Below are 24,517 nucleotides of genomic sequence, written 5' to 3'. Positions count from 1 at the left end.
GGGGGCGGGCCCGGCCCCCCCGGGGGGGGGGGGGCTGGGCCTTCCCATCGCCCCCGGGGGGGCCCCGCCCCCCCCCGCCGGGGGGGGGGGCCGGCCCCGCCGGCCCCCCCCCCCTCCCGTCCGTCCGTCGTGGCCGGCTAGAGCACCGGGGTCGCCGCCTCGTAGGTGAGCGGTCCGTCGACGCGCGCGACCTCGTGCCATGCACCGTCGGCGAGCGACGCCTCGGCCGCTTCCACGATCGACGCGGCCGCCAGGCCGTCGGCGACCGACGGCGCGAGCTGCTCCCCGCGCCGGACGCTCGCGATGAACTGCGCCGCCTCGACGGTCTTCAGGTCGTCGTAGCCCATCGCGGTGCCGGCGCCCGGTTGGAAGCGGGCGAACTCGCCGTCACCCGGGGCCACGAAGTGGGTGGCGTACCCGTCGACCTCCTGCCCGTCGAGGAACACCTCGAGCTCGTTGAGGCGCTGGAAGTCCCACCGGATCGAGCCCCTCGTGCCGTAGACCTCGAGCGTGTACTCGGCGTGCGGCCCGCGCATCACCCGGCTGGAGTCCATCGTGCCGACGGCACCGTCCTCGAAGCGGAAGAGCAACGCCGCGTAGTCCTCGTTCTCGACGGGCTTCCGCTCCCCCGTCGCGGCGGCACTGCGGTCGACGATGCCGGCGCCGGGGAGCGGGCGGTCGGCGATGAAGGTCTCCGCGAGCGCCGTCACGGACGCGATCCGGCCGACGACGTACTGCGCCAGGTCGAGGCCGTGCGAGAGCAGGTCGCCGAGGACGCCCGACCCGGCACGCTCCCGTTCGAAGCGCCAGGTCAGCGGCGCCGCGGGATCGGCCGAGTAGTCGGCGAGGAGCGATCCGCGCATGTTCGTGATCCGACCGAGCCGACCGGTGCGCACCAGCTCCCTGGCGCGTTGGACGGCGGGGGCGTGCCGGTAGTTGAAGCCGACACTCGTGACGACGCCGGCGCGCTGGACGGCCTCGTGGATCGCGCGGGAGTCGCTGGCGTACCGCCCCATCGGCTTCTCGGTCCAGAACGGCTTGCCCGCCTCGGCGGCGGCGACCGCCATCTCGCGGTGCAGGAAGTTCGGCGAGCAGATCGACACGACGTCGACCTCGGGGTCGGCGAGGACGTCGTGGAAGTCGGCGACGGCGCGGTCGTAGCCGAGCCGCGACGTGGCCTGGTCGCGGGCGGCCTCCATCGGGTCGGCCGCGACGACGAGCCGGGGGTGGACGCCGAGCTCCGGGAAGTGGTCGGGCAGGGCCCGGTAGGCGCGGGAGTGCAGGCGCCCCATCCAGCCGACCGAGATGAGGCCGACCCCGATGGTGGCGGGCGCGGGCGCAGCCCCGGGTGCGGGTACGGGCTCGGGCCCGGGGCCGGGTGCGGGTACGGGCTCGGGCCCGGGCCCGGGTGCGGGTGGAGTCGCGGTCATGCTGCCGGCACGATGATGTCGCGTACCAGGGCGTCGAGCTTCGCGTCGGCGTCGAGGAACTGCCGCAGCGTGGTGACCGTCGCCCCGAAGCGGTCGAACTCGTCGATCGTCATGCCGTCGACGTCGTAGCCACGCGCGAACTCCGGCGTGGCCGCACGGAGCGCCGCGATGACCGCTGCCGGGACCTCGTCGTGGATCGCGTCCGGTCGCCACGGGAAGGCGTTGTCGTTGATGTCCTTGGACCACTGGAACGGCGGCGACACGACGAGGTCACCACCCTGGAACTCCGACCACTGCAGCGGGTTCCGGAAGGCGGCGACGAGGACCCGCGACCGGAAGCCACGCTCCTGGAAGACCCGGTAGGCGTGCTTCACCGCGGCGACGCCCGCCCACTCGAGGATGCCGGGGTCGACCATGACGTGCTCGCGCGCCACCACCGTCTTCAGCCAGTCGTCGAACCGGCCCGCCATCAGCGTGACGACGTGACCGAACTCCTGTTGCGGCAGCCCGTCGGCGGCGCGACGGTCGAGGGCGCGCTCGATCGCCTCGCCCACGGCCACCACCTGCGGCACCGTGAACGACACCGTGGCGTTGATCGAGACACCGCGGTACGCCGCCTCCTCGATCGCCGCGATGCCGACCTTCGTCGCCGGGATCTTCACGATGATGTTCGGCGCGAGCTGCGAGAACCGCACGGCCTGCTCGACGAGCGCGTCCTGGTCGCGGTGGAACCGCGGATCGGTCTGCATGCTCAGTCGACCGTTGCGGCCGCCGGACGCCTCGAACGCGGGCAGCAGCTGTGCGGCCGCCGCGATCGAGAGCTCCTCGACGGCCTTCCAGCCGATCCAGGACTCCCCCGCCGTCGGGTGCTCGGCGGCGATCTCGCGGATGCGGGGCACCCAGCGCTCGGGGTCCTGCTGGATGCACGTGTAGGCGATCACCGGGTTGCACGTGGCGCCCACCGCCCCGTACTCGTGGATCGCGGTGGCGAGCTCGCGGGGGTCCGCCGAGTCGTTCCACAGGGCGGTCGGGGTCTGTTCCGCGGCCTGCCGGGTGACGGGGCGGACGTCGACGTCGGAGGTCGCCGGGGTCGCCGGGGTCCCCGGGGTCGCCGGGGTCGCCGGCGTCGCCGGGGTCGCCGGGGTCGACAGCGTGTCGGTCATCGGGAGAGTCCCTTCGTGATCGTGTCGAGCTGGGAGCGCGAGACCTGGGCCGCGGGTTCGTCCGGCATCGGTCAGGCCGTCTCGTAGAACGCCGGCTTCCGGGTGGCGTACGCGACGTGTTCGAGGGCGCCGGACTGCTGGGCCCGCACCGCGACCTCGGCGACGACCGAGGCGGTGTAGCCGTCCCACGCGCTCGGACCGTCGATGCCACCCTGCTTGGCGGCGTCGACCCAGCGCTGCACCTCTTCGTCGTAGGCGGCGCCGAAGCGTTCCACGAACGACGGCGTGACGCCCTGGCCGGACACCCCCTGCGAGACGAGGGTCATCGAGGTCTCGCGGCCGATGTACGCGACACCGGACTCGAAGACCGCGTCGGTCGTCACCTGGTACCCGAACTGGGCGTTCACGTTGATCTCGACGATCGCCATGGTGCCGGACTCGGTCGTGAACAGGACGAACTGCGGCTCGGGCAGGTCGGCCGGGGCAAGGGAGCTCTTGCGCGGCTTCTTCACCTCGACGGCGACGATCGGCTCGCCCGTGATGAACGGGATGATGTCGATCTCGTGGATCACCGAGTCGTGGATGAGCATCGACTCGCTGAAGTTCGGCGGCGTGGTCGGGTTCCGGTGCGCGTGGTGCAGGGCGAGCAGTGCGCCGTTCGACCCCGACTCCCGCAGCGCCCGGAGCTCCTGGTACCCCTTGTCGAAGCGCCGCATGAAGCCGACTTGGATCATCGGACGGTCGGCCTTCGCCTGCTCGAGCTCGACGATGCGCAGGGAGTCCTCGGCGCTCGTCGTCAGCGGCTTCTCGCACAGGACGGCGAGGCCCCGCTCGACGGCGGGCACGAGGACGGGTTCGTGCAGGAACCCCGGGGTCGCGACGATGACCGCGTCGATCCCGGTGGCGTCGAGGGCGTCCTCGAACGACGCGGCGGTGATCGCACCGGGCGCCGTCGCCGCGGCGGCCGTGGCACGCGCGGTGTCGGGGTCGACGATCGCGACGACGTCCGCGCCGGCGATCGTGGAGGTGATCCGGCGGACGTGGTCGCTGCCCATCGCGCCGGCACCGACGACGGCGACGCGGAGGTTCTCGGTGGTGCTCATGCTGGTCTCCAGTGGTGGTCGGCGCGTCAGCGCGTCCGGGCGGCGGCGGTCGAGCCGAAGATGTGCTGGAACGTGCGCTCGGCGATCGGGCCGGGAGCGTCGACGGAACAGCCGTACATGTCCTGCTCGACGATCCCGAAGACGTCCGGGTTGATCGCCGCGACCGCCTCGATGATCGGGGCGAGCTCCGGGGTGCCGTGCGGCGGCTCGGTCATGATCCCCTGCGCCACCGCGGTGCCGAACGGCACGTCGTTCTTCAGCACGTCGAAGAGCAGGTCGGTGTCGACCTGCTTGAGGTGCAGGTAGCCGATCCGCTCGGGGTGCTCGGCGATCATCCTGAGGTTGTCGCCGCCGTAGTAGGCGAAGTGCCCGGTGTCGAGGCAGAGGTTCGTGTACGCCGGGTCCGTCTCGGACAGGAAGCGGACGGTCTCCCGGTAGGTGCCGATGTGGCTGTCGGCGTGGGTGTGGAACTGCTGGTGGACGCCGAACTCCTCGAGCAGCGCCTTGCCGAGCTGGTCGTGGCCCTTCCCCAACCGCTCCCACTGCTCGTCCGTCAGGGTCCGGGGTTCGAGCACCTGGTTCGTGGCGTCCGAGCGCCACAGGTCCGGGATCGTGACGAGGTGCTCCGCGCCGAGCTCGGACGCGAGCCCGGCGACCTTGACGGCCTGGTCCCAGGCGCGCTGGAACTGGTCCTCGCCCTTGTGGAAGCCGGTGAACACGGTGCCGGCCGAGAGCTGCAGCCCGCGGGACTCGAGCTCGTCGGACAGCTGCGACGGATCGGTCGGCAGGTACCCGTACGGGCCGAGCTCGATCCACTCGTAGCCGGCGGCCGCGGCCTCGTCGAGGAAGCGCTGCCACGGGACCTGGTTCGGGTCGTCCGCGAACCAGACGCCCCACGAGTCGGGGGCGGTGCCGATCCGGATGGCGTCGGTGGCGGTGGTGGTGTCGGTCATGACGTCGTCGTCCTTTGCGGAGGGGTCGGGTCGGAGGGGTGTTCAGCCGAGCAGGGGGCGCTGCGCCGTGACCTGCTGCTCGTACGCGGCGCGCGCGGCCTGCGTCGTGGGCAGGGTCGAGGTCTGGGCGACCGGCACGTCCCACCAGCCGTCGCCGTCGGGGGCGTAGACGAGCGGGTCGGAGTGGACGTGCACGAGCGTGGTGTGGTCGTTCGCCTTCGCCTGACGCACCGCGGCCCGGAGGTCGTCGATGGCGCTCGGCCCCGGCTGCACCTCGATGACGTCCACGCCGTAGGAGCGGGCGTTCGCGGCGAGGTCGACCGGCAGCACGTCGTCGTTCTCGAACGAGCCGGTCTCGTCGAGGTACCGGTACTTCGTGCCGTACCGCTCGGAGCCGACCGTCTCGGACAGGTGCCCGATGGACGCGAACCCGTTGTTCTGGATGAGGACCACGACGATCTTGATGCCCTCGGCGACCGCGGTGACGAGCTCGGTGTGGAGCATGAGGTAGCTGCCGTCACCGACCATCACGATCGCGTCGCGGTCCGGGGCGGCACGGCGCACCCCGATGCCGCCGGCGATCTCGTAGCCCATGCAGGAGAACGCGTACTCGACGTGGTACCCGAGCGCGTCCCGCACCCGCCAGAGCTTGTGCAGGTCGCCGGGCAGCGATCCGGCCGCCTGGATGACGACGTCCCGCGGGTCGGTCGCGGACTGCACCGCGCCGATGATCTCGGACTGCCCGGGCAGGGCGCGACCCGACGGTGCGAACGCGCGGTCGACGACGGCGTCCCACTCCTGCTTCCGCTCGGCGATCTCGGCCGCGTAGCCAGCGTCGACCGCGTACGACGAGTCGGACGTGAGCGACGTGGTCAAGGCGACCAGCGCCTCCCGGGCGTCCGCGATCAGCGGGAGCTGCGACCCGTGCTTGTAGGCGTCGAACGCGGCGACGTTGACGTTGACGAACGTGACGTCCGGGTTCTGGAACGCCGTCCGCGAGGCCGTCGTGAAGTCGCTGTACCGCGTACCGATCCCGATGACGACGTCGGCCTGTGCGGCGATCGCGTTCGCGGCAGCCGTGCCGGTCGCACCGATGCCGCCGAGGTACTGCGGGTGGTCCCAGACGAGCGACCCGCCGCCGGCCTGCGAGGTGCCGACCGGGATGCCGGTCGCCTCGACGAACGCGGCGAGCTCGCCCTCGGCGCCGGCGTAGAGCACGCCGCCGCCGGCCACGATCACCGGGCGCTTCGCGTTCCGGATCGCCTCGACCGCGCGCGCCAGCGGGCCGTGCTCCGGCAGCGGGCGGCGGATGTGCCACTCGCGCGGCTGCAGGAAGGCGACAGGGACGTCGAACTGCTCGGCCTGCACGTCCTCCGGCAACGCGATCGTGACGGCACCGGTCTCGGCCGGGTCCGTCAGCACCCGCATCGCCGCGAGGGCGATCGAGAACAGCTGTTCCGGCCGTTCGACGCGGTCGAAGTAGCGCGAGAGCGGACGGAACGCGTCGGTCACCTGCAACGAGGTGTCGTGCGGCAGCTCGATCTGCTGCAGGACCGGGTCGGTGGTCCGCGTGGCGAAGGTGTCCGACGGCAGCAGGAGCGCCGGCAGCCGGTTCGTCGTGGCGAGTGCCGCGGCGGTGAGCATGTTGGCGGCGCCCGGGCCGACCGAGGCCGTCGCCGCGAAGGTCGCACGACGGCGGTGCATCCGCGCGAAGCCGACGGCCTCGTGCACCATGGCCTGCTCGTTGCGGGCCTGGTGGTACGGCAGCAGGCCCGGCTGCTCGACGTGCAGCTGCTTGATGGCCTGGCCGACGCCGGCGACGTTGCCGTGCCCGAAGATGCCGAAGATCCCCGGGATCGTGCGTTCGCGGACGTCGCCGTCGACGGTCCACTGGTTCGCCAGGAACAGAACGAGCGCCTGGCCGACGGTCATCCGACGGGTCTCGGTCATCGGACGGGGTCCTTCCGGTAGGGCAGACGTGGGTCGAGCTGTTCGTGCTCCCACGTCTGGCGGACCCAGCCGTGTGCCGGGTCGTCGGTGATGTTCCAGACGCGCTCCGGGTCGGGCCCGGCCATCACGTTGAGGTAGTACATGTCGTAGCCGGGCGCCGCGACGGCCGGCCCGTGCCAGCCGAACGGCACCAGGGCGATGTCCCCGGTGCGGACCTGACGGAACTCGTCGATCGCCCGGTCGTCGGACGCGTACGTCCGGTGCAGCGCGAAGGGGGCGGCCTCCGGTGGGGCGGCGACCCCGCGGGACACCGCTGCCTCGTAGTAGTAGATCTCCTCGAGGTTCGACTCCTCGCCCCCGACGTGCGTGTCGTGCTTGTGCGGCGGGTACGACGACCAGTTGCCCGCGGGGGTGATCACCTCGCACACGATGAACCGCGCGGCGTCGAGTGCGGCGGGCGTCCCGAAGTTGTGCACCTGTCGACTCGACTGCCCGGCGCCGCGGAGCTCGACCGGGACGTCGTCGCGGGCGATGTACGCGCTCGGCCGGACGGTCTCGGTGGGCGCCTCGGCGACGGCGACCCGGCCCTCGCCGGTGATCGTCGCGGCGGTCCCGGAACCCAGGTAGAGGACGTCGGTCGGTCCCTCGAAGACGCTCGCGCGTCCGTCGAGGGGCTGCGTGGTGCCGTCGTACGCGACCGTGAAGCTGCCGGCGAGGGGAACGACGAGTCGTTCCACCGCGTCGGCCGGGAGGCGCAGCTCGCCCCCGTCGCGGAGCGCGCCGGTCCGCAGACCGGTGTGCGCCCACCCCGCGATGCGGCCGTCCACCACGTCGGTCCAGCCCGCCTCGGGGCGGGAGCCGGCCGGGATGAACCAGTTCTCGTTCGTCATCGGGCGCGTCAGCCGTTCGACGGGAAGCCGAGGTTGATGCCGCCGTGCGACGGGTCGAGCCACCGGCTCGTGATCGCCTTCTGGCGGGTGAAGAAGCTCACGCCGTCGGCCCCGTACGCCTTGTGGTCGCCGAAGAGCGAGTTCTTCCACCCGCCGAACGAGTAGTACGCGACCGGCACCGGGATCGGCACGTTGATGCCGATCATGCCGACCTGCACGTCACGCTGGAAGCGACGAGCTGCACCGCCGTCGTTGGTGAAGATCGCGGTGCCGTTGCCGAACGCGCCCGAGTTGATGAGCGCCAGGCCCTCCTCGTAGCTCGCGACACGGACGACGCTCAGCACCGGGCCGAAGATCTCCTCGGTGTAGACCCGGCTCGTCGTCGGCACCCTGTCGATGAGGGTCGGGCCGAGCCAGAAGCCGTTCTCGTCGCCGTCGGCTCGGACGGTCCGGCCGTCCACCACGACCTCGGCACCATCCTGCTCGGCGACCTCGATGTACGAGGCGACCTTGTCGCGGTGCTGCTTCGTGACGAGCGGCCCCATGTCGCAGCCGCGACGGCCGTCGCCGACGCGCAGGGTGGCCGCGCGCTCCGTGATCTTCTGGATGAGTTCGTCCGCCACCGGCTCGACGGCGACGACGACCGAGATCGCCATGCAGCGCTCACCGGCGGATCCGAAGCCCGCGTTGATCGCGTTGTCGGCGACGAGGTCGAGGTCGGCGTCCGGCAGCACGAGCATGTGGTTCTTCGCGCCGCCGAGGGCCTGCACGCGCTTGCCGTGCTTCGTGCCGGTCTCGTAGACGTACTGGGCGATCGGGGTGGAGCCGACGAACGAGATCGACTCGACGTCCGGGCTCGTGAGCAGGCCGTCGACGCTCGTCTTGTCGCCGTTGAGCACGTTGAAGACGCCGTCGGGGAGGCCGGCCTCCTGGAACTTCGACGCGAGCCAGATCGCCGCGGACGGGTCCTTCTCGCTCGGCTTCAGGACCACGGTGTTGCCCGCGGCGATCGCGATCGGCAGGAACCACAGCGGCACCATCGCGGGGAAGTTGAACGGCGAGATGATCCCGACGACCCCGAGCGGCTGCCGGATCGAGTAGACGTCGATGCCGGTCGAGACCTGGTCGGAGAACTCGCCCTTCATCAGGCTGGGGATGTTCGTCGCGAGCTCCACGACCTCCTGCCCGCGCGCGATCTCACCGAGCGCGTCGTCGATGACCTTGCCGTGCTCGCTCGTGATGATCTCGGCGAGCTCGGCCTTGTCGCGGTTCAGGATCTCGCGGAAGGCGAAGAGGATCTGCTGGCGCTTGGCCAGCGAGCGCTCGGCCCACGCCGGGAACGCCGCCTTCGCACTCGCGATCGCCGCCTGGATCTCGTCCTCGTTCGCGAGGGCCACCTGCTTCGTCGCGACCCCGAGCGCCGGGTCGTAGACCGGGGCCGTGTTGCCGGACGCCGACGCGACGCGTGCCCCGTCGATCCAGTGCCCGATGGTCGTGGTGGCGGTCTCCGTGGTGGTCATGCGTTGCTTCCTTCCGGGATGGACGGGTCCATGGTGGTGGCCTGCGCGGGCCGCGCGGTCGGTTCGTGGGCATCTGTGGAGAACCGGGACCCGGCCGGGCGGGTGTGGACGAGCCCCGCGGCCACGTCCACCGCGGCGGCGACGTCGCCGTCCGGCGGGTAGAGCAACGTCCGGCCGACGACCAGGCCGCGCACGCCGGGGAGCGCGAGCGCGTCGGCCCACTTGGCGTAGGTCTCGAGCGGACGGGTCGACGGGTCCCCGCCGAGCAGCAGTGTCGGCAGCGTCGTGGCCGCCATCACCCGCTCCATGTCGTCGACGACGGGGATCTTCAGCCAGCTGTACGCGCTCGACTCCCCCAGCCCCGCGGCGATCGCCATCGAGGTGATGACGGCGTCGGCGGTGAGGTCGTTCACGACCCGGCCGTCGCGCCACGAGGACATGAACGGCTCGAGCATGATCGGCAGCCGGAGCGCCGCCGCTTCGCTCACCGCTCGCGCCGTGGCCTCGAGCGTCGGGGCGGTCCCCGCGTCTTCGAGGGCGATGCGCACCAGCAGCTTGGCGAAGTCGAACCGGGAGTCCGCGATGGCCTTGGCCGAGTACGCCGTGTACCGGTCGTCCATCTCGAACGCCGCACCGCGCAGCCCGCCGCGGTTCATCGACCCGACCACGACCTTGTCGTCGAGGGCGCCGAGGAGCGCCAGGTCCTCGAGGACGTCCGGCGTCCCGAGCACCCCGTCGACCCCGGGTCGTCCGAGGGCCGTGACGAGCCGCTCGAGCAGGTCGTAGCGGTCGGCCATCGCGGACTCGTCGCCCCGGACCGCCAGGGCTCCGCGTGCCGGGTGGTCGGCGGCGACGATGAAGAGCTTGCCGTCGTCGGCGAGCAGGGAGCGCGTGCGACGGGCGTCGAGCGCGGCACGGACGAGGTCCGGCCGTCCCGCGCGGACGTCCCGCAGCCGCGCGAAGTCGGCGGTGCTGATCTCAGGCACGGACGGCCTCCTCGGTCGGGTTGTCCTGCAGGAACCGTTCGATCTCGTCGCTCGTCGGCATCGCGGTCGAGCACTCGAAGCGGGTGGCGACGATGGCGCCGGCGGCGTTGCAGAAGGCGAGCGTCCGCTCGAGCCCCCACCCCTGCAGCAGCCCGTGGGTCAGTGCCCCGCCGAACCCGTCGCCGGATCCGAGGCCGTTCACGACGTCGATGCGGTGCGGGCGGAGCTCGACGAACTCGTCGCGGGTCTTCGCCAGCACGCCCTTCGGTCCCTGCTTGACGATCGCGATCTCGACGCCGCGCTCGAGCAGCGCGTCGGCCGCGCGGACGGGGTCGGTCTCGCCGACGGCGACCTCGCACTCCTCGCGGTTGCCGACGGCGACCGTGGCGTGCTCGAGGGCGACCTCGACCTCGCGCGTCGCGGCTTCGGGGCTCGACCAGAACACCGAGCGGTAGTCCAGGTCGAGCACCGTGTGCAGGGCGGTCGGTGCGTCGGCGTCGCTCCGCGCCCGCATCGCCGTGTGGTGCGCACTGCGGCTCGGCTCCTCGCTGAGGCCCGTCACGGTGGTCCAGAAGACCCTCGCGCGCTCGATCTCGTGCAGCGGCAGCGACTTCGCCGTGATCATCAGGTCCGGCGCCTTCGGTGCCCGGTAGAAGTAGAGCGGGAAGTCGTCCGGCGGGAAGATCTCGCAGAACGCGACGGGGGTGTTCAGCCCCGCGACCGTCTCGACGAAGTCGTTCGCGACACCGAACTCCGGCAGGGTCCTGGCGATGTACCGACCGAACGGGTCGTTGCCCGTTCGGGTGATGACCGCGGCGTCGGCGCCGTGCCGGGCTGCCGCGATCGCGACGTTCGTGGCGCTGCCGCCGACCGACTTCGAGAAGGTCGTGACGTCCTCGAGCGGCCCGGTCTGCTGCGGGTAGACGTCGACGCTCACACGTCCCATCGTGATCACGTCGTACGCGTGGGGAGCGGGGTTCGTCATGCGACGCGAGGGACCTTCCGTGCGGCTTCATCGGCGGACGATGACGACTGTACACCGTGTTTGCCATAATGTCATGACATGGATGCACCAGGCCTGGAGGGGCGGTGTCGGTGGGTCCTGACAGGGTCACGACATGCAGATCCTCGCCCTGGTCATCGGTCTCGTGATCGGCGTCGCCGTCGGTGCGGTCGTCGCCTGGTCGCTCGCACGGTCGCGCGCCGGCGTGGACGCCGCCACCTCCCGTGCCAGCGCCGACGCGCTCCGGTCCCGCTTGGACGAGGTCCGACGCGACGCCGAGGAACGGCTCGACGCACAGGACGCGCAGTACCGCCGGCAGGTCGACTCGCTCGAGCGCCGGGCCGCCGAACTCGAGCACCTCGTCCAGCGCATGCACGGTGCCGACGCCGCCCGGTCGCAGGGCGAGTCGAAGGTGCTCTCCGCGCTCAGCCCGGTCGCCGAGACGCTCGACGTCATGCGCGCCAAGATCGCCGAGCTCGAACAGTCCCGCAGCGAGCAGTACGGGGCGATCTCCGCGCAGCTGCGGTCGGCGGCCGAGTCCGAGGAACGCCTCCGGGCCACCGCCGACACCCTCGCGAGCGCGCTGTCGTCGAACAGCACACGCGGAGTGTGGGGCGAGACGCAGCTGCGCAACGTGGTCGAGGCCGCCGGCCTGCTCGAACGCGTCGACTTCGACGTGCAGTCCTCGGTGACGACCGCCGCCGGCACCGCCCGGCCCGACATGGTGGTGCACCTGCCCGGTGGCAAGACGATCGCCGTCGACGCCAAGGTCCCCTTCAGCGCTTACCTGCAGGCGGCGGAGATCCCCGCGACCGCGACCGGTGCCGAGGGTGCTCGACGCGACGCGCTCATCGGGCAGCACGTCAAGGCACTGCGAGCGCACGTCGACGCCCTCGCCGCGCGTGAGTACTGGACCGGGTACGACGCCTCACCCGAGCTGACGATCGCGTTCATCCCCTCCGAGTCGCTCGTCTCGAGCGCCCTCGCCGCCGACCCCGGACTGCTCGACCACGCGTTCCGCAAGCGCATCGCCCTGGCCTCGCCCGTGACGCTGTGGTCCGTGCTGAAGACCGTCGCGTTCTCGTGGCAGCAGGACGTCGTCTCGCAAGAGGCGCACGAGCTCTTCCGGGTCTCCCGCGAGCTCTACGGCCGCCTCGCCACCATGGCCGGGCACGTCGACAAGCTCGGGCGCTCGATCCGTGGCTCCGTCGTCGACTACAACCGCTTCGTGGGGTCGCTCGAACGGCAGGTGCTCCCGAGCGCCCGTCGATTGTCGCTGCTCGACGAGTCGAAGGTCATCGCGGACCCGGCGTCGATCGACGACGAGCCGCGACTGCTCACCGCGCCCGAGCTCGTCGCCGCCGTCGACGACTGACCCCGCGCCCGCGCCCGCGCCCGCGGCACACTGGCACCGCTCCGTCGAACCACGAATGCGACATCGAACTCCCCCGCGGGGCTGGTTCGATGTCGCATTCGTGGTTCGACCCGGCCGCGGGTCAGCGGGTCAGCGGGTCAGCGGATCAGAACCACTTCTCGGCGCGGTGGTCGGCCTGGATGCGGCGGATCGTGTTCGAGCGGGACCGGAGCACGAGCGAGTCCGTGTGGATGACGCCACGCGAGCGCCGGACACCGTCCACGAGGACACCGTCGGTGACACCGGTGGCGACGAAGAACGTGTTGTCCCCGGTGACGAGGTCGTCCTGGTCGAGGACCTTGTCGAGGTCGTGCCCGGCGGCGAGTGCCTTCTCGCGCTCCTCGTCGTCCTTCGGCTGGAGCTTGCCGAGGATCACACCGCCGAGCGCCTTGATCGCGCACGCCGTGATGATGCCCTCGGGGGTCCCGCCGACACCGACGCACATGTCGATCGTCGACCCGGGCAGCGCCGCCGCGATGCCACCGGCGACGTCACCGTCGAGGAGCAGTCGCGTGCCGGCACCGGTCGCGCGGATGGCGCGGATGAGCTCGTCGTGACGGGGACGGTCGAGGACGGCGATCTGCATGTCCTCGAGGTCCTTGCCCTTCGCCTTCGCGAGCGCGCGGATGTTGTCGCCGATGGGCTTGTCGAGGTCCAGGACCCCACGCCCCTCGGGGCCGGCGGCGATCTTGTCCATGTAGAACACCGCGCTCGGGTCGTACATCGAGCCGCGGTCCGACACCGCCATGACGGAGATGGCGTTCTGGCGTCCAGCGGCGGTCAGCGAGGTACCGTCGATCGGGTCCACGGCGATGTCGCAGGCCGGGCCGTGCCCGTTGCCGACGTGCTCGCCGTTGTAGAGCATCGGGGCGTTGTCCTTCTCGCCCTCGCCGATGACGACCACGCCGTCGAAGTTCACCGTGCCGAGGAACTTCCGCATCGCGTCCACGGCGGCACCGTCCGCGAGGTTCTTCTCACCGCGCCCGACCCACGGCTGCGCTCGGATCGCCGCCGCCTCGGTCGCACGCACGAGCTCGAGCGCCAGGTTGCGGTCGGGCTGGAGGAACAGGGAACCGGTTTCCGTCGTGGGAGTCACGCTCGTCAGCCTACCGACCGGCGGCCGACCGCCGGTCCGGACGGCGGGCCCGTGAACGCATGTGCACGCCCGCCGCGAGTCGGCAGCGTGACCCGCACCGCGCCTCTCCCAACCGGCACGGCCGGCCCGCCGCTGGCGCGTCGCACCGGAACCGGCGGTCGGGGCCCAGTCCTGCTGACTACGATCGGCGAGGACACCACCGAAGTCGAAGGAGATCCACGTGCCCATCGCAACGCCGGAACAGTACGCCGAGATGATCGAACGAGCGAAGGCCGGCAAGTTCGCGTACCCGGCCGTCAACGTGTCGTCGTCCCAGACGATCAACGCGGTCCTCCAGGGCCTGCAGGAGTCCGGCTCGGACGGCATCCTCCAGGTGACCACGGGCGGCGCCGACTACTTCGCCGGTCACACGGTCAAGAACCGCGCAGCGGGCGCCCTCGCGATGGCGCGCTTCGCCCACGAGGTCGCGAAGAACTACGACATCACCGTCGCCCTGCACACCGACCACTGCCCGAAGGACGCCCTCGACGGCTTCGTGCTCCCGCTCATCGCGGCGAGCGAGGAAGAGGTCCGGCAGGGTCGCAACCCGATCTTCCAGTCGCACATGTGGGACGGCTCGGCCGTGCCCCTCGACGAGAACATCGAGATCGCGACGACCATGCTCCAGAAGACGCGGAACATCAACGCCATCCTCGAGGTCGAGATCGGCGTCGTCGGCGGCGAGGAGGACGGCGTCGAGCACGAGGGCACGAACGACGCCCTCTACACGACCCCGAACGACGTCGAGAAGGTCGTCGACGCCCTCGGCCTCGGTGACCAGGGCCGCTGGATCGCCGCGCTCACGTTCGGCAACGTGCACGGTGTCTACAAGCCCGGTGGCGTCAAGCTCCGCCCCGAGCTCCTCGGCGAGATCCAGGCGTCGGTCGCCGCGAAGCACGGCACGGGCGAGAACCCGCTCGACCTCGTCTTCCACGGCGGCTCCGGCTCGACCGACGACGAGATCCACGAAGCCGTGCGCAACGGCGTCATCAAGATGAACATCGACACCGACACGCAGTACGCCTTCACGCGTTCGATCGCCGACTCGATGTTCCGGAACTACGACGGTGTGCTGAAGATCGACGGCGAGGTCGGCAACAAGAAGCAGTACGACCCGCGCGCCTGGGGCAAGGTCGCCGAGACCGCCATGGCGGCCCGCGTCGGCGAGGCCGCAAAGGTGCTCGGCTCGGCCGGTCACAGCCAGGGCTGACGCGCCGGGGTCACGACCTGGAGGAACGGGGCGCGTCCGTCGGACGCGCCCCGTCCTGCATCCGGTCGCCTCCACCGCGTGCCACGATGGCAGGGTGACCGCCGACGCCATCGCCTCCGACTTCGCCCAGTTCGTCACCGAGTCCCCGACCGCGTTCCACGCGGCCGCGATCGCCCGGGACCGCCTCGTGGCGGCGGGGTTCGAGGAGCTCGACGAGCTCGCCGCCTGGCCGACGACGCCCGGCGCCTACGTGGTGGTCCGTGACGGTGCCGTCATCGCCTGGCGTCTGCCTTCCGGCGCCACCGCGACGACACCGTTCCGGATCCTCGGCGCCCACACCGACTCCCCCGGGTTCCGCGTCAAGCCGAATCCCGGTGTCCGGACCGGCGGCTGGGAGCAGCTGAACGTCGAGGTCTACGGCGGTGCGCTCCTCTCCACGTGGTTCGACCGCGACCTGCGGATCGCCGGCCGGGTCGTGGACGCCGACGGATCCGTCCGGCTGGTGTCGACCGACGCCGTCGCCCGCATCCCGAACCTCGCGATCCACCTCGACCGCGGCGTGAACGACGGCAAGGAGATCGACCGGCAGCGGCACACGCTGCCGATCGTCGGCGTCGACGGTGACGCCGGCGGCACCGACGTGGTCTCGTGGCTCCGCGCCCGACTCGGCGAGACGTGCGTGTCCTGGGACCTGTTCCTCGCCGACACCCAGGCCCCCGCTCGCATCGGCATCGACCGCGAGTTCCTCGCATCCGGTCGCATGGACAACCTGACCAGCGTGCACGCCGGCCTCCGCGGCATGGTCGACGCGCCGGCCGACGGCGACCACATCCCCGTGTTCGCCGCGTTCGACCACGAGGAGATCGGGTCGTCGACGCCGTCCGGCGCGGGCGGGCCCTTCCTCGAGGACGTCCTCGGCCGCGTGCAGGAGGGCCTCGGCGCCACCCGCTCCGAGGCGGCGCGGGCGTTCCGTGCATCGTGGCTGCTCTCGAGCGACGCCGGACACCTCGTCCACCCGAACCAGCCCGAGAAGCACGACCCCACCAACCGCCCCCGGCCCGGCGGTGGACCGCTCCTGAAGATCAGCGCGAACCAGCGGTACATGACCGAGGCGAAGGGCGAGGCGGTGTGGGCCACGGCGTGTGCCGCCGCCGGCGTGCCGTGGCAGCCGTTCGTCAACGTGAACACGATCCCCGGCGGCTCGACGATCGGCCCGATCGCGGCGACCCGGCTCGGGATCCCGACGATCGACATCGGCGTGGGGCTGCTCTCGATGCACTCGATCCGCGAGCTCGTGCACGTCGACGACCTCGCCGCCCTGCACGGGGCCGTCGCCGCGTTCCTGGCGGGGTAGCAGGGTCGCCCGGAACGGCCGGGTGCCCAGCTACAGCGTCACGACCACCTTCTGGGCGGACACTCCCGCGCGCTGGCGGTCGATCGCCGTCTGCACCGACCCGAGCCCCTCGCCGACCACGAGCGCCTCGGGGACCGGACGCAGCGTCCCGTCGGCCAGCCCGGTCTCGAGCACCTCGCTCCAGAGTCGACGGCCCACCTCGTCGTCGCGCAGGCTGCTCCCCCACACGAACGCCGACCGGATGCCGGCCCGTCGTGCACGCAGCGTGAGCCGGGCCATGGTCAGCCCGACCCGCGTGAAGACGGGCAGCATCGCCGGGAACAGGCGTCGGCGGCCCGCGAGGCCGTCGAGCGAGACGGGCGTGCTCGCCATCGCGAGGACGCTCCCGCCGGTCCGTCGGAGCACCTCGATGCACGCGGCTGCCGAGGTCGTGCCGAGTGCGACGGCCCCCACGACCCGGCGCCCGCCGATGCCCTCGACGAGGTGCTCGACTGCCCGCGGGTCGCCGTGGTCCACGACGACGTCCGCGCCGAGCGACCGCACGAGTGCGGCGTTCCGGGGCGATGCCGTGCTGACGACGTCGTAGCCCGCTGCCCGGGCGAGCTGGACGGCGTTCATCCCGACACTCGTCGAGCCGCCCCACACCACCACGACGCCCCGCTCACCCTCGGGCTCGACGGCGTCACCGGTCGCGACGGCGTCACCGGGCACGGCGGCGTCGCCGGGCATCCTGAGGCCGAGGTGCGCCGGCTGGAACAGTGCGCAGGCAGCGGTCGAGGCGCCGAGCGGCAGGACCGCGGCCTCTGCGTCCGACATGCCGGACGGCGTCGCGGCGGTAAGCCGCTCGAGCAGCACCGTCGTCTCCTGGAACGCTCCCTCCCGCATCGGGTCACGCCCGCGGTCGGTGCCCGTCGCGAGTCCGAACACCCGGTCCCCGACGCGGAAGCGGGTGACCCCGGCCCCGACCGCCAGCACCTCGCCGGCGACGTCCGACCCGAGGACCGCCGGGTAGCGGAGCCAGCGGTAGGTCACCGACCCCGTGCCCTGGATCACCCAGTCGACCGGGTTCACGGCGACCGCCCGGACGCGCACCAACACCTCGCCCGCTCCGGGTTCGGCGTCGGGGACGCTCGACACGACGAGGGGTGCGCGAGATGCGCGGAGGACGGCGGCGGAGTGCTGCGACACGGGTGTGCCTTTCTGCAGGAGTGATGACACGCGGTGTCGTCACTCTAGCGCGTGACGACACCCGGTGTCATCATCTAGGCTCGCAGCATGGCCAGATGGGCTCCCGACTCCCGGGAACGACTGCGGACCGCCGCGCTCGAGCTCTTCGCCGAGCGCGGTTTCGCGGCCACGACCGTGCCGGACATCGTCCTCCGGGCAGGACTGACGAAACGGACCTTCTTCCGGCACTTCAGCGACAAGCGCGAGGTGTTCTTCGGCGACGACGAGATCCCGCGCCTGGCCGCGGGGGTCCTCGCGGGCGCACCCGCCAGCGTCGGTCCGCTGGAGCTCGTGACCGAGGGACTCCGGACGCTCGCGATCCGACGGTTCGAGGCACAGCGCGAGCACATGCGTTCGGCGCGGCGGATCATCGAGGCCGAACCGTCACTCCGCGAGCGGGACCTGCGGAAGCAGGCCGACCTCCGGGACGCCGTGCAGCAGGGCTTCGTCGACCGGGGCGAGGACGAACTCACGGCACGTGTCCTCGGCGGACTCACCGTCGAGCTCTTCCAGACCGCGCTCGAGGGATGGCTGGCCGACGACGACACCGCACCGCTCACCGAGCACCTGGACCGGGTGCTCAGCCGGATGCGGTCGACCTTCGGCTGCTGACCCGACGGTCGAGACCGTCGTCGCCGCGTTCCCCGTCGGCGGACGCAGTGGGCGGGTCAGCCGCCGGTGGCCATCCGCTGCACGTACGCCGTGAACGCCGGGTCCTGCAGGAGCACGACCATCACCGGCACGATGCCGAGCACCGACGCGACCACACCGCCCAGGAGCGGGACCCAGAACGTCCAGCGCCGGGCACGGAGCCGTCGGATCGACCACCAGGCGACCAGAAAGAACACCACGACGAGCACGACCGCCCGGACGAGCACGGCGGTCGAGAGCGCCGCCGGGTCGGACAGCTCGGTGTACTGGCGCTCGACGAGGGTCCGGATCGTCGAGGCGGTGGTGCCGACGGCGAGGGACTCGACGACCGACCAGAGGCCGATCACCAGCAGCCCGACCGTCAGCACGACGTCGAGCGGGGTGGCACCGAACCGTCCGGCGACCGGTGTCGGGCGGGCCGTGGCATCGTCGGTCGCAGCGCTGGGTCGCTGCGCGCCGGCACGGGGACCGCGGTCGCGAGCGGGCTGGTCGCGCGCCGCGCGTTCGTCAGCCGCCCGGGAGCGTTCTTCGTGTTCGAGTCGCTCCTGTTCGACGAGCACCGGGTTCACCCAGCCCTCGGGCGCGTACTCGCCGTACTGCGGTGCCGGGCGGCCGTGGACGCGACCGCGCTGGTCGGCGTCGGCCGACGTGGCGGGGGTGCGCCGCGCCTCCTGGCCGGCAGGGGGATCGGCGACGTGACCCGGGTCGCGGGCCGGGACCGCGGACCAGCCGTCCGTGCCGCCGCTCACCGGCGACGCCCGCCGAGTGCGCGCGTCGGGTTGCCCGACGCGTCGGTGCGGAGCTCCTTGGGGAGCGAGAACATGAGGTCCTCGTGTGCGGTGACGACCTCTTCGACGGTGCCGTAGCCGGCGTCCGCGAGCTGGTCGAGGACCTCGGTGACGAGCTCTTCCGGGACGCTCGCGCCGCTCGTGACGCCGACGGTCACGACGCCGGTCAGCCAGTCCTGTTGGATCTCGGCGGCGTAGTCGACGCGGTGCGCGGCCTTCGCGCCGTGCTCCAGCGCGACCTCGACCAAGCGGACGCTGTTCGACGAGTTCGCCGAGCCGACGACGATCACGAGGTCTGCCGCGGGCGCGACCTTCTTGATCGCGACCTGGCGGTTCTGGGTGGCGTAGCAGATGTCGTCGGAGGGCGGGTCCTCGATCGCGGGGAACTTCTCACGCAGCCGACGGACGGTCTCCATGGTCTCGTCGACGCTCAGCGTGGTCTGCGAGAGCCAGACGAGGTTGTCGGGGTCGGGGACCTCGAGCGCGGCGACGTCCTCGGGACCGTTGACCAGGATCGTGCGGTCCGGCGCGTGCCCCATGGTGCCCTCGACCTCTTCGTGGCCGGCGTGTCCGATGAGGATGATCGTGCGGTCGGCCCGGGCGAAGCGCGTGGCTTCGCGGTGGACCTTCGTGACCAGGGGGCACGTGGCGTCGATGGCGTGCAGGTCGCGGTCGGCCGCGCCGGCGACGACCGCCGGCGAGACGCCGTGCGCGCTGAACACGACGTGCGAGCCGCGAGGGACCTCGGTGACGTCGTCGACGAACACCGCTCCACGCTGCTCGAGGGTCGACACGACGTGGACGTTGTGCACGATCTGCTTGCGGACGTACACCGGCTCGCCGTACTGCTCGAGGGCCTTCTCGACCGCGACGACGGCACGGTCGACGCCGGCGCAGTAGCCGCGGGGCGCTGCGAGCAGGACCTTCTTGGTGCCGGCGACCGGTTCGTCCCGCAGGCGGCCGCGCGCCGCGAGGACCCGCGGGGCGGCGAGCGGGACCGTGTGGCCGTTGGTGATCGTCACGTCCCCGATGATAGGTGAGCGGGTCGCGTGCGGGCTGGGCGCGGGTGCGACCTGTGGAGAACCCGTCGCGCACCCGCTGTCACCGGTGTCCGGCACGATGGACGTCCCGCACGAGAAGGAGCGACATGGCGATCGAACAGGGACCACCCACGGCCGACAACCCGTGGCCCGTCGCACTGCTCGGCGCCAAGATCCGCGACTGGATCGACCGCCTCGGCACCGCCTGGGTCGAGGGCGAGATCACCCAGTGGAACGTCGCCGGCGGCAACGTCTACGGCAAGCTCAAGGACGTCGAGGTCGACGCCACCGTGTCGTTCTCGATCTGGTCGAGCGTGCGCTCCCGGGTCCCGGCGGACATCAAGCAGGGCGACCGGGTCGTCGCCGCCGTCAAGCCGAACTACTGGGTCAAGGGCGGCTCGCTGACGATGCAGGTCGTCGAGATGAAGCACGTCGGGCTCGGTGACCTGCTCGAACGCCTCGAACGGCTGCGCCGGACCCTCGCCGAGGAAGGGCTGTTCGACCCCGCCCGGAAGAAGCGGCTGCCATTCCTGCCGCACCGGATCGGCCTCATCACGGGCAAGGACTCCGACGCCGAGAAGGACGTCAAGCGCAACGCGCAGCTCCGGTGGCCCCAGGTGGAGTTCCGGACGGTGCACACCGCGGTGCAGGGCGACCGCACCGTCGGCGAGGTCACGGCCGCGATCGCGGAACTCGACGCCGACCCCTCCGTCGACGTCATCATCGTCGCCCGCGGCGGTGGCGACTTCCAGAACCTGCTCGGCTTCAGCGACGAGGGACTCGTGCGTGCCGCCGCCGCGGCGACCACCCCGATCGTCTCGGCCATCGGGCACGAGGCCGACCGTCCGATCCTCGACGAGGTCGCGGACCTCCGCGCCTCCACCCCGACCGACGCCGCCAAGCGCGTGGTGCCGGACGTCGCCGAGGAACTCGCAAACGTCCGGCAGGCGCGGGCACGACTCGGGCTGCGCCTGTCGCACACCCTGTCGGTCGAGGCGGACCGGATCGCGGCCCTGCGCTCCCGCCCGGCCCTCGCGTCCACCGCGTGGCTCGTCGACACCCGCGCGGAAGAGGTGGCGCGCGACCTCTCCCGCGCCCGTGAGCTGCTGGACCGGCGGCTCGAACGCTCCCACGCCGAGGTCGGTCACCTCACCGCCAGGCTCCGGGCGCTGTCGCCGCGGGACACCCTGCGCCGTGGCTACGCCATCGTCCAGACGGCGGACGGCGGGGTCGTGCGCGGCGCCGATGACCTGTCCGGGGCGACGCCCGTGCACGTGACGCTCGGCGCCGGGACGGCCACCGGGACGCTCGAGCCGGACGGGCCGGGGCCGGACGGCGTCTGAGCGGCTGCGGGTTCTCCACCGGTCTGCCCGTGCGGGGCACACGTCGGTGGGCGCTCGGTAGGATCGAGGGGTGTCATCCCAGCAGGAACCCGAGCAGCCCGACGTCCGGTCGCTGAGCTACGAAGCGGCGCGCGACGAACTCGTGCGCGTCGTCGCCGAGCTCGAACAGGGGTCGGCCACGCTCGAACGCTCGCTGTCCCTGTGGGAACGCGGCGAGTCGCTCGCCGCCCGGTGCGAAGAGTGGCTCGTCGGCGCACGGGCCCGGCTCGACGCCGCCCGTGCCGCGTCCGAGTCCGAGGACGGCGCAGCGCGATGACCGACGCCGACGGCCGCCCGATCGTCGCCGAACTGGGCCGCCCCGAGACCCCGGAAGAGACCTGGGCGCGAAAGGACGCCGCACGCACCGCACGACGGCAGCACCAGACGGCGTTCAACCTCGTCATCGCGCTGATCGCCTCGCTCGGGATCGTCCTGTTCCTCGTCGCCGTGGTCGTCCGCCCGGACACCACGATCGGCGACCGCACGGTCGACTACCGGCAGGTCGCGTCCCAGGCGCAGGTGCCCGGCGTCACGCTGGCGGCTCCGGCCCTGCCGAAGGGCTTCTCGTCGAACCGCGCCGACTACCAGGACAAGACCTCCGACGGCGTGAGCGTCTGGACCGTCGGCCTGATCACGCCCGACAAGCAGTACATCGGCCTGCAGCAGGGCATCGACGCGAACGCGACGTGGGTGTCGAACCAGCTCGAACAGCACGCGGCCACCGGCTCCCGCACGATCGCCGGCACGAAGTGGACCGTGTACGACCGCCGGTCCGAGGGGGACGACGCCGGCAACCAGGCGTACTCGCTCGTGGCGAGGTTCGACCAGGGCACCGTCGTCTTGGCCGGCACCGCCGACGACGCCGCCTTCCGGACCGTCGCCACCGCCGTCGCGAAGCAGTTCGCGAACTGACCCCTCCGCACCAGCGCGAGCACCAGCACCAGCACGACCACCAGCGCGAGCACCAGCCCCAGCCCCAGCACGACCACCGACCCGAAGCCCCGAGGAACCCCATGCCCGACCGCGCCGCCGCCACCCCGTCCGACGCCCTCCGACTCCTCGTCGAGGGCAACGCCCGCTTCGCCGCCGACAAGCGCCGCACCGGCCGGATCGACCCGGACCGCCGCTCGGAACTCGCCGGGTCGCAGGCGCCCTTCGCCACCGTGCTCGGCTGCTCCGACTCGCGCGTGCCGTTCGAGCACGTCTTCGACGCCGGCATCGGTGACCTCTTCGCGATCCGCAACGCCGGGCAGATCGTCGACGACGTCGTGCTCGGGTCGATCGAGTTCGCCGTCGTCGCGCTCGGCACCCCGCTCGTGGTCGTGCTCCGGCACACCAAGTGCGGCGCGGTCGCCGCCGCCCGCTCCGGCGAGCCCGTGCCGGCACCGCACCTGCAGGCGCTGGTCGACGCCATCGCCCCGAGCGTCGAACGTGTCCGCAGCACCGACGCCGACGTCCCGCAGGAATCGGTCGGCGCCGCCCACCTCGAGGCCACGCTGCGCCAGGTGATCGAGCGGTCCGGTGCCGTCTCCGACGCGATCGCCGAGGGTAGATTGGCCGTCGTCGGCGCGACCTACGACCTCACCACGGGCGAGGTCGCCATCGACACCGTCGTGGGCCAGGCCTGACCCGCCGCCACGACGAACCGTCCCGGACACCCTCGGGACACCCACCAGCCGGCGCGACCGCGGCCGGCGAGCACCCCAGGAAGGACCACGACGACGTGACCGACACCACCCCGACCACCGTGACCGACAGCTCCGGCGAGTACCGCATCGAGCACGACACCATGGGCGAGGTCCGGGTGCCGGTGTCCGCGCTCTACCGGGCGCAGACGCAGCGCGCGGTGGAGAACTTCCCGATCTCGGGGAGCGGACTCGAGTCGGCGCAGATCGTCGCCCTCGCCCGGATCAAGCGTGCCGCCGCGATCGTCAACGGGGAGCTCGGCATCGTCGACCCCGCGCTGGCCGACGCCGTCGCGCAGGCGGCGGACGCGATCATCGGCGGGGCGCACCACGACCAGTTCCCGGTCGACGTCTACCAGACCGGCAGCGGGACCTCGTCGAACATGAACATGAACGAGGTCCTCGCGACGCTCGCGTCGGACATCGCGGGCACCGCCGTGCACCCGAACGACCACGTGAACGCCTCGCAGTCCTCGAACGACGTGTTCCCCACGTCGGTGCACGTGGCGGTGACCGAGGCCCTGATCCGCACCCTCGTGCCGGCGCTCGAGCACCTCGCCGAGTCGCTCGAGGCCAAGGCGACGCTGTGGACCGACGCGGTGAAGTCCGGTCGGACGCACCTCATGGACGCGACGCCCGTCACCCTCGGGCAGGAGTTCGGCGGCTACGCACGGCAGGTCCGTCTGGGCATCGAGCGGGTCGAGGCGACGCTCCCCCGTGTCGCCGAGGTCCCCCTCGGTGGCACGGCGGTCGGCACCGGGATCAACACGCCGAAGGGCTTCCCGCAGCGCGTCATCGCCCAGCTCGCGACCGACACCGGCCTGCCGATCACCGAGGCGCTCGACCACTTCGAGGCCCAGGGTGCGCGTGACGCCCTCGTCGAGGCCTCGGGTGCCCTCAAGGTCCTCGCGGTCAGCCTGACGAAGATCAACAACGACCTGCGCTGGATGGGCTCCGGGCCGAACACCGGCCTGGGCGAGCTGCACATCCCCGACCTGCAGCCGGGCTCGTCGATCATGCCCGGCAAGGTCAACCCGGTCATCCCCGAGGCCACTCTCATGGTCGCCGCCCGCGTCATCGGCAACGACGCCACGATCGCCTGGGCGGGTGCGTCCGGCGCGTTCGAGCTGAACGTCGCGATCCCGGTGATGGGCACCGCGTTGCTCGAGTCGATCCGTCTGCTCGCGAACAGCTCGCGGGTGCTCGCCGACAAGACCATCGACGGGCTCGAGGCGAACCTCGACCGTGCCCGCGCGTTCGCCGAGTCCTCGCCGTCGATCGTGACGCCGCTCAACCGCGTGATCGGGTACGAGGCAGCCGCCAAGGTCGCCAAGTACGCCGTGCGCGAGGGCATCACCGTGCGCGAGGCCGTGATCGCCCTCGGTCACGTCGAGCGGGGCGAGGTCACCGAGGAGCAGCTCGACAGCGCCCTCGACGTGCTCAGCATGACGCACCCGAACTGACGCACCCGCGGTGCAGACGGGGGGGGGGGGGGGGGGGGGGGGGGCCCCGTGGCGCCGGCCGCCGGCCCCCCCCGCGGTCCACGCCTGCCCCCCCCCGACGGCCCCCCCGGGGGGGCGGGGGGGGGGGGGGGGGGCCCGCGCCCCCCGCGCCTCCTGTCCGTCTCATGCAC

At 72.0% G+C, this 24,517-nt stretch carries 22 protein-coding genes; 9 read left to right on the top strand and 13 right to left on the bottom strand.

What is annotated here, in order from left to right; translation table 11 throughout:
- Nucleotides 1-137 precede the first annotated feature (137 nt).
- The 9 genes from ACNQOV_RS16250 to iolC form a co-directional block, all read right to left on the bottom strand.
- Nucleotides 138-1,430, bottom strand: a complete 1,293-nt coding sequence (locus ACNQOV_RS16250; protein WP_416395822.1) for a Gfo/Idh/MocA family protein — start codon at nucleotides 1,428-1,430, stop codon at nucleotides 138-140.
- Nucleotides 1,427-2,593: a transaldolase family protein gene (locus ACNQOV_RS16245; RefSeq protein ID WP_416395820.1), complete on the bottom strand. Its 1,167-nt coding sequence runs from the start codon at nucleotides 2,591-2,593 to the stop codon at nucleotides 1,427-1,429. The genes ACNQOV_RS16250 and ACNQOV_RS16245 overlap by 4 nt, the downstream gene beginning before the upstream one ends.
- A 71-nt stretch (nucleotides 2,594-2,664) precedes the next feature.
- On the bottom strand, nucleotides 2,665-3,696 hold the full coding sequence (locus ACNQOV_RS16240; RefSeq protein ID WP_022905995.1) for a Gfo/Idh/MocA family protein: 1,032 nt from the start codon (nucleotides 3,694-3,696) through the stop codon (nucleotides 2,665-2,667).
- Between the two features lie 26 nt (nucleotides 3,697-3,722).
- Nucleotides 3,723-4,649, bottom strand: coding sequence for a sugar phosphate isomerase/epimerase family protein (locus ACNQOV_RS16235; RefSeq protein ID WP_416395818.1), 927 nt, complete (start codon nucleotides 4,647-4,649; stop codon nucleotides 3,723-3,725).
- Between the two features lie 42 nt (nucleotides 4,650-4,691).
- Nucleotides 4,692-6,599, bottom strand: coding sequence for a 3D-(3,5/4)-trihydroxycyclohexane-1,2-dione acylhydrolase (decyclizing) (gene iolD / locus ACNQOV_RS16230; RefSeq protein ID WP_416395816.1), 1,908 nt, complete (start codon nucleotides 6,597-6,599; stop codon nucleotides 4,692-4,694).
- On the bottom strand, nucleotides 6,596-7,489 hold the full coding sequence (iolB, locus tag ACNQOV_RS16225) for a 5-deoxy-glucuronate isomerase (RefSeq protein ID WP_416395814.1): 894 nt from the start codon (nucleotides 7,487-7,489) through the stop codon (nucleotides 6,596-6,598). Before iolB ends, iolD begins: the two co-directional genes overlap by 4 nt.
- A gap of 8 nt (nucleotides 7,490-7,497) precedes the next feature.
- Nucleotides 7,498-9,009, bottom strand: coding sequence for a CoA-acylating methylmalonate-semialdehyde dehydrogenase (locus ACNQOV_RS16220; protein WP_402264610.1), 1,512 nt, complete (start codon nucleotides 9,007-9,009; stop codon nucleotides 7,498-7,500).
- Nucleotides 9,006-9,995 carry a class I fructose-bisphosphate aldolase gene (locus tag ACNQOV_RS16215; protein WP_416395812.1) on the bottom strand — a complete coding sequence of 330 codons (990 nt, stop codon included), beginning with the start codon at nucleotides 9,993-9,995 and terminating at the stop codon, nucleotides 9,006-9,008. The genes ACNQOV_RS16220 and ACNQOV_RS16215 overlap by 4 nt, the downstream gene beginning before the upstream one ends.
- Nucleotides 9,988-10,980 (bottom strand): 5-dehydro-2-deoxygluconokinase, encoded by a 993-nt coding sequence (gene iolC / locus ACNQOV_RS16210; protein ID WP_416395810.1) that lies wholly within the window; start codon nucleotides 10,978-10,980, stop codon nucleotides 9,988-9,990. Before iolC ends, ACNQOV_RS16215 begins: the two co-directional genes overlap by 8 nt.
- Nucleotides 10,981-11,113: 133 nt before the next feature.
- Here iolC and rmuC point away from each other — a divergent pair, with 133 nt between their 5' ends.
- Nucleotides 11,114-12,373 (top strand): DNA recombination protein RmuC, encoded by a 1,260-nt coding sequence (gene rmuC, locus ACNQOV_RS16205; RefSeq protein WP_416395808.1) that lies wholly within the window; start codon nucleotides 11,114-11,116, stop codon nucleotides 12,371-12,373.
- 145 nt (nucleotides 12,374-12,518) lie between these two features.
- Here the strand turns inward: rmuC and glpX are convergent, their stop codons facing one another.
- The gene (gene glpX / locus ACNQOV_RS16200) at nucleotides 12,519-13,508 is read right to left on the bottom strand and encodes a class II fructose-bisphosphatase (protein WP_022906003.1); all 990 of its coding nucleotides are present in this window, start codon (nucleotides 13,506-13,508) and stop codon (nucleotides 12,519-12,521) included.
- A 220-nt stretch (nucleotides 13,509-13,728) separates the two neighbouring features.
- Between glpX and fbaA the strand changes: the two genes are divergently transcribed.
- Together fbaA and ACNQOV_RS16190 are read left to right on the top strand one after the other, a co-directional pair.
- Nucleotides 13,729-14,757, top strand: coding sequence for a class II fructose-bisphosphate aldolase (fbaA, locus tag ACNQOV_RS16195; protein WP_416395806.1), 1,029 nt, complete (start codon nucleotides 13,729-13,731; stop codon nucleotides 14,755-14,757).
- A 94-nt stretch (nucleotides 14,758-14,851) separates the two neighbouring features.
- Complete coding sequence (locus ACNQOV_RS16190) at nucleotides 14,852-16,111, top strand: M18 family aminopeptidase (RefSeq protein ID WP_416395804.1); 1,260 nt, start codon at nucleotides 14,852-14,854, stop codon at nucleotides 16,109-16,111.
- A 30-nt stretch (nucleotides 16,112-16,141) separates the two neighbouring features.
- On the opposite strand, the gene ACNQOV_RS16185 is transcribed toward ACNQOV_RS16190, so the two are convergent.
- Nucleotides 16,142-17,299, bottom strand: a complete 1,158-nt coding sequence (locus tag ACNQOV_RS16185) for a zinc-binding alcohol dehydrogenase family protein (RefSeq protein ID WP_416395803.1) — start codon at nucleotides 17,297-17,299, stop codon at nucleotides 16,142-16,144.
- Nucleotides 17,300-17,386: 87 nt separating this feature from the next.
- Here ACNQOV_RS16185 and ACNQOV_RS16180 point away from each other — a divergent pair, with 87 nt between their 5' ends.
- On the top strand, nucleotides 17,387-17,950 hold the full coding sequence (locus ACNQOV_RS16180; RefSeq protein ID WP_416395801.1) for a TetR family transcriptional regulator: 564 nt from the start codon (nucleotides 17,387-17,389) through the stop codon (nucleotides 17,948-17,950).
- A gap of 56 nt (nucleotides 17,951-18,006) precedes the next feature.
- On the opposite strand, the gene ACNQOV_RS16175 is transcribed toward ACNQOV_RS16180, so the two are convergent.
- Both ACNQOV_RS16175 and ACNQOV_RS16170 read right to left on the bottom strand, forming a co-directional pair.
- Nucleotides 18,007-18,738 (bottom strand): DUF6264 family protein, encoded by a 732-nt coding sequence (locus ACNQOV_RS16175; protein WP_416395799.1) that lies wholly within the window; start codon nucleotides 18,736-18,738, stop codon nucleotides 18,007-18,009.
- Complete coding sequence (locus ACNQOV_RS16170; protein ID WP_022906008.1) at nucleotides 18,735-19,799, bottom strand: 4-hydroxy-3-methylbut-2-enyl diphosphate reductase; 1,065 nt, start codon at nucleotides 19,797-19,799, stop codon at nucleotides 18,735-18,737. The genes ACNQOV_RS16175 and ACNQOV_RS16170 overlap by 4 nt, the downstream gene beginning before the upstream one ends.
- A 125-nt stretch (nucleotides 19,800-19,924) precedes the next feature.
- On the opposite strand from ACNQOV_RS16170, the gene xseA reads away from it, so the two are divergent.
- The 5 genes from xseA (at nucleotide 19,925) to ACNQOV_RS16145 (ending at nucleotide 24,347) form a co-directional block, all read left to right on the top strand.
- A complete protein-coding gene (gene xseA / locus ACNQOV_RS16165) occupies nucleotides 19,925-21,160 on the top strand; it encodes an exodeoxyribonuclease VII large subunit (RefSeq protein ID WP_416395797.1) in 1,236 nt (411 codons plus the stop codon).
- 70 nt (nucleotides 21,161-21,230) lie between these two features.
- On the top strand, nucleotides 21,231-21,476 hold the full coding sequence (locus tag ACNQOV_RS16160) for an exodeoxyribonuclease VII small subunit (RefSeq protein WP_022906010.1): 246 nt from the start codon (nucleotides 21,231-21,233) through the stop codon (nucleotides 21,474-21,476).
- On the top strand, nucleotides 21,473-22,111 hold the full coding sequence (locus tag ACNQOV_RS16155; protein ID WP_416395795.1) for a DUF4245 domain-containing protein: 639 nt from the start codon (nucleotides 21,473-21,475) through the stop codon (nucleotides 22,109-22,111). The genes ACNQOV_RS16160 and ACNQOV_RS16155 overlap by 4 nt, the downstream gene beginning before the upstream one ends.
- Before the next feature lie 101 nt (nucleotides 22,112-22,212).
- The gene (locus ACNQOV_RS16150) at nucleotides 22,213-22,827 is read left to right on the top strand and encodes a carbonic anhydrase (RefSeq protein ID WP_022906013.1); all 615 of its coding nucleotides are present in this window, start codon (nucleotides 22,213-22,215) and stop codon (nucleotides 22,825-22,827) included.
- A 119-nt stretch (nucleotides 22,828-22,946) separates the two neighbouring features.
- On the top strand, nucleotides 22,947-24,347 hold the full coding sequence (locus tag ACNQOV_RS16145) for a class II fumarate hydratase (protein WP_416395824.1): 1,401 nt from the start codon (nucleotides 22,947-22,949) through the stop codon (nucleotides 24,345-24,347).
- Nucleotides 24,348-24,517 lie beyond the last annotated feature (170 nt).

The organism is Curtobacterium sp. LFS084 (assembly GCF_047977705.1).
Lineage (GTDB): Bacteria > Actinomycetota > Actinomycetes > Actinomycetales > Microbacteriaceae > Curtobacterium.
The sequence above is the reverse complement of the archived record's forward strand: the minus strand, read 5'-3'. Positions and strand labels throughout refer to the sequence as shown.

Coding starts and splice junctions, on each gene's coding strand:
- xseA (WP_416395797.1), top strand. CDS start 19,925: ATGGCGATCGAACAGGGACCACCCACGGCCGACAACCCGTGGCCCGTC.
- ACNQOV_RS16180 (WP_416395801.1), top strand. CDS start 17,387: ATGGCCAGATGGGCTCCCGACTCCCGGGAACGACTGCGGACCGCCGCG.
- ACNQOV_RS16155 (WP_416395795.1), top strand. CDS start 21,473: ATGACCGACGCCGACGGCCGCCCGATCGTCGCCGAACTGGGCCGCCCC.
- iolC (WP_416395810.1), bottom strand. CDS start 10,980: ATGACGAACCCCGCTCCCCACGCGTACGACGTGATCACGATGGGACGT.
- ACNQOV_RS16240 (WP_022905995.1), bottom strand. CDS start 3,696: ATGAGCACCACCGAGAACCTCCGCGTCGCCGTCGTCGGTGCCGGCGCG.
- iolB (WP_416395814.1), bottom strand. CDS start 7,489: ATGACGAACGAGAACTGGTTCATCCCGGCCGGCTCCCGCCCCGAGGCG.
- ACNQOV_RS16245 (WP_416395820.1), bottom strand. CDS start 2,593: ATGACCGACACGCTGTCGACCCCGGCGACCCCGGCGACGCCGGCGACC.
- iolD (WP_416395816.1), bottom strand. CDS start 6,599: ATGACCGAGACCCGTCGGATGACCGTCGGCCAGGCGCTCGTTCTGTTC.
- rmuC (WP_416395808.1), top strand. CDS start 11,114: ATGCAGATCCTCGCCCTGGTCATCGGTCTCGTGATCGGCGTCGCCGTC.
- ACNQOV_RS16220 (WP_402264610.1), bottom strand. CDS start 9,009: ATGACCACCACGGAGACCGCCACCACGACCATCGGGCACTGGATCGAC.
- ACNQOV_RS16235 (WP_416395818.1), bottom strand. CDS start 4,649: ATGACCGACACCACCACCGCCACCGACGCCATCCGGATCGGCACCGCC.
- ACNQOV_RS16250 (WP_416395822.1), bottom strand. CDS start 1,430: ATGACCGCGACTCCACCCGCACCCGGGCCCGGGCCCGAGCCCGTACCC.
- ACNQOV_RS16150 (WP_022906013.1), top strand. CDS start 22,213: ATGCCCGACCGCGCCGCCGCCACCCCGTCCGACGCCCTCCGACTCCTC.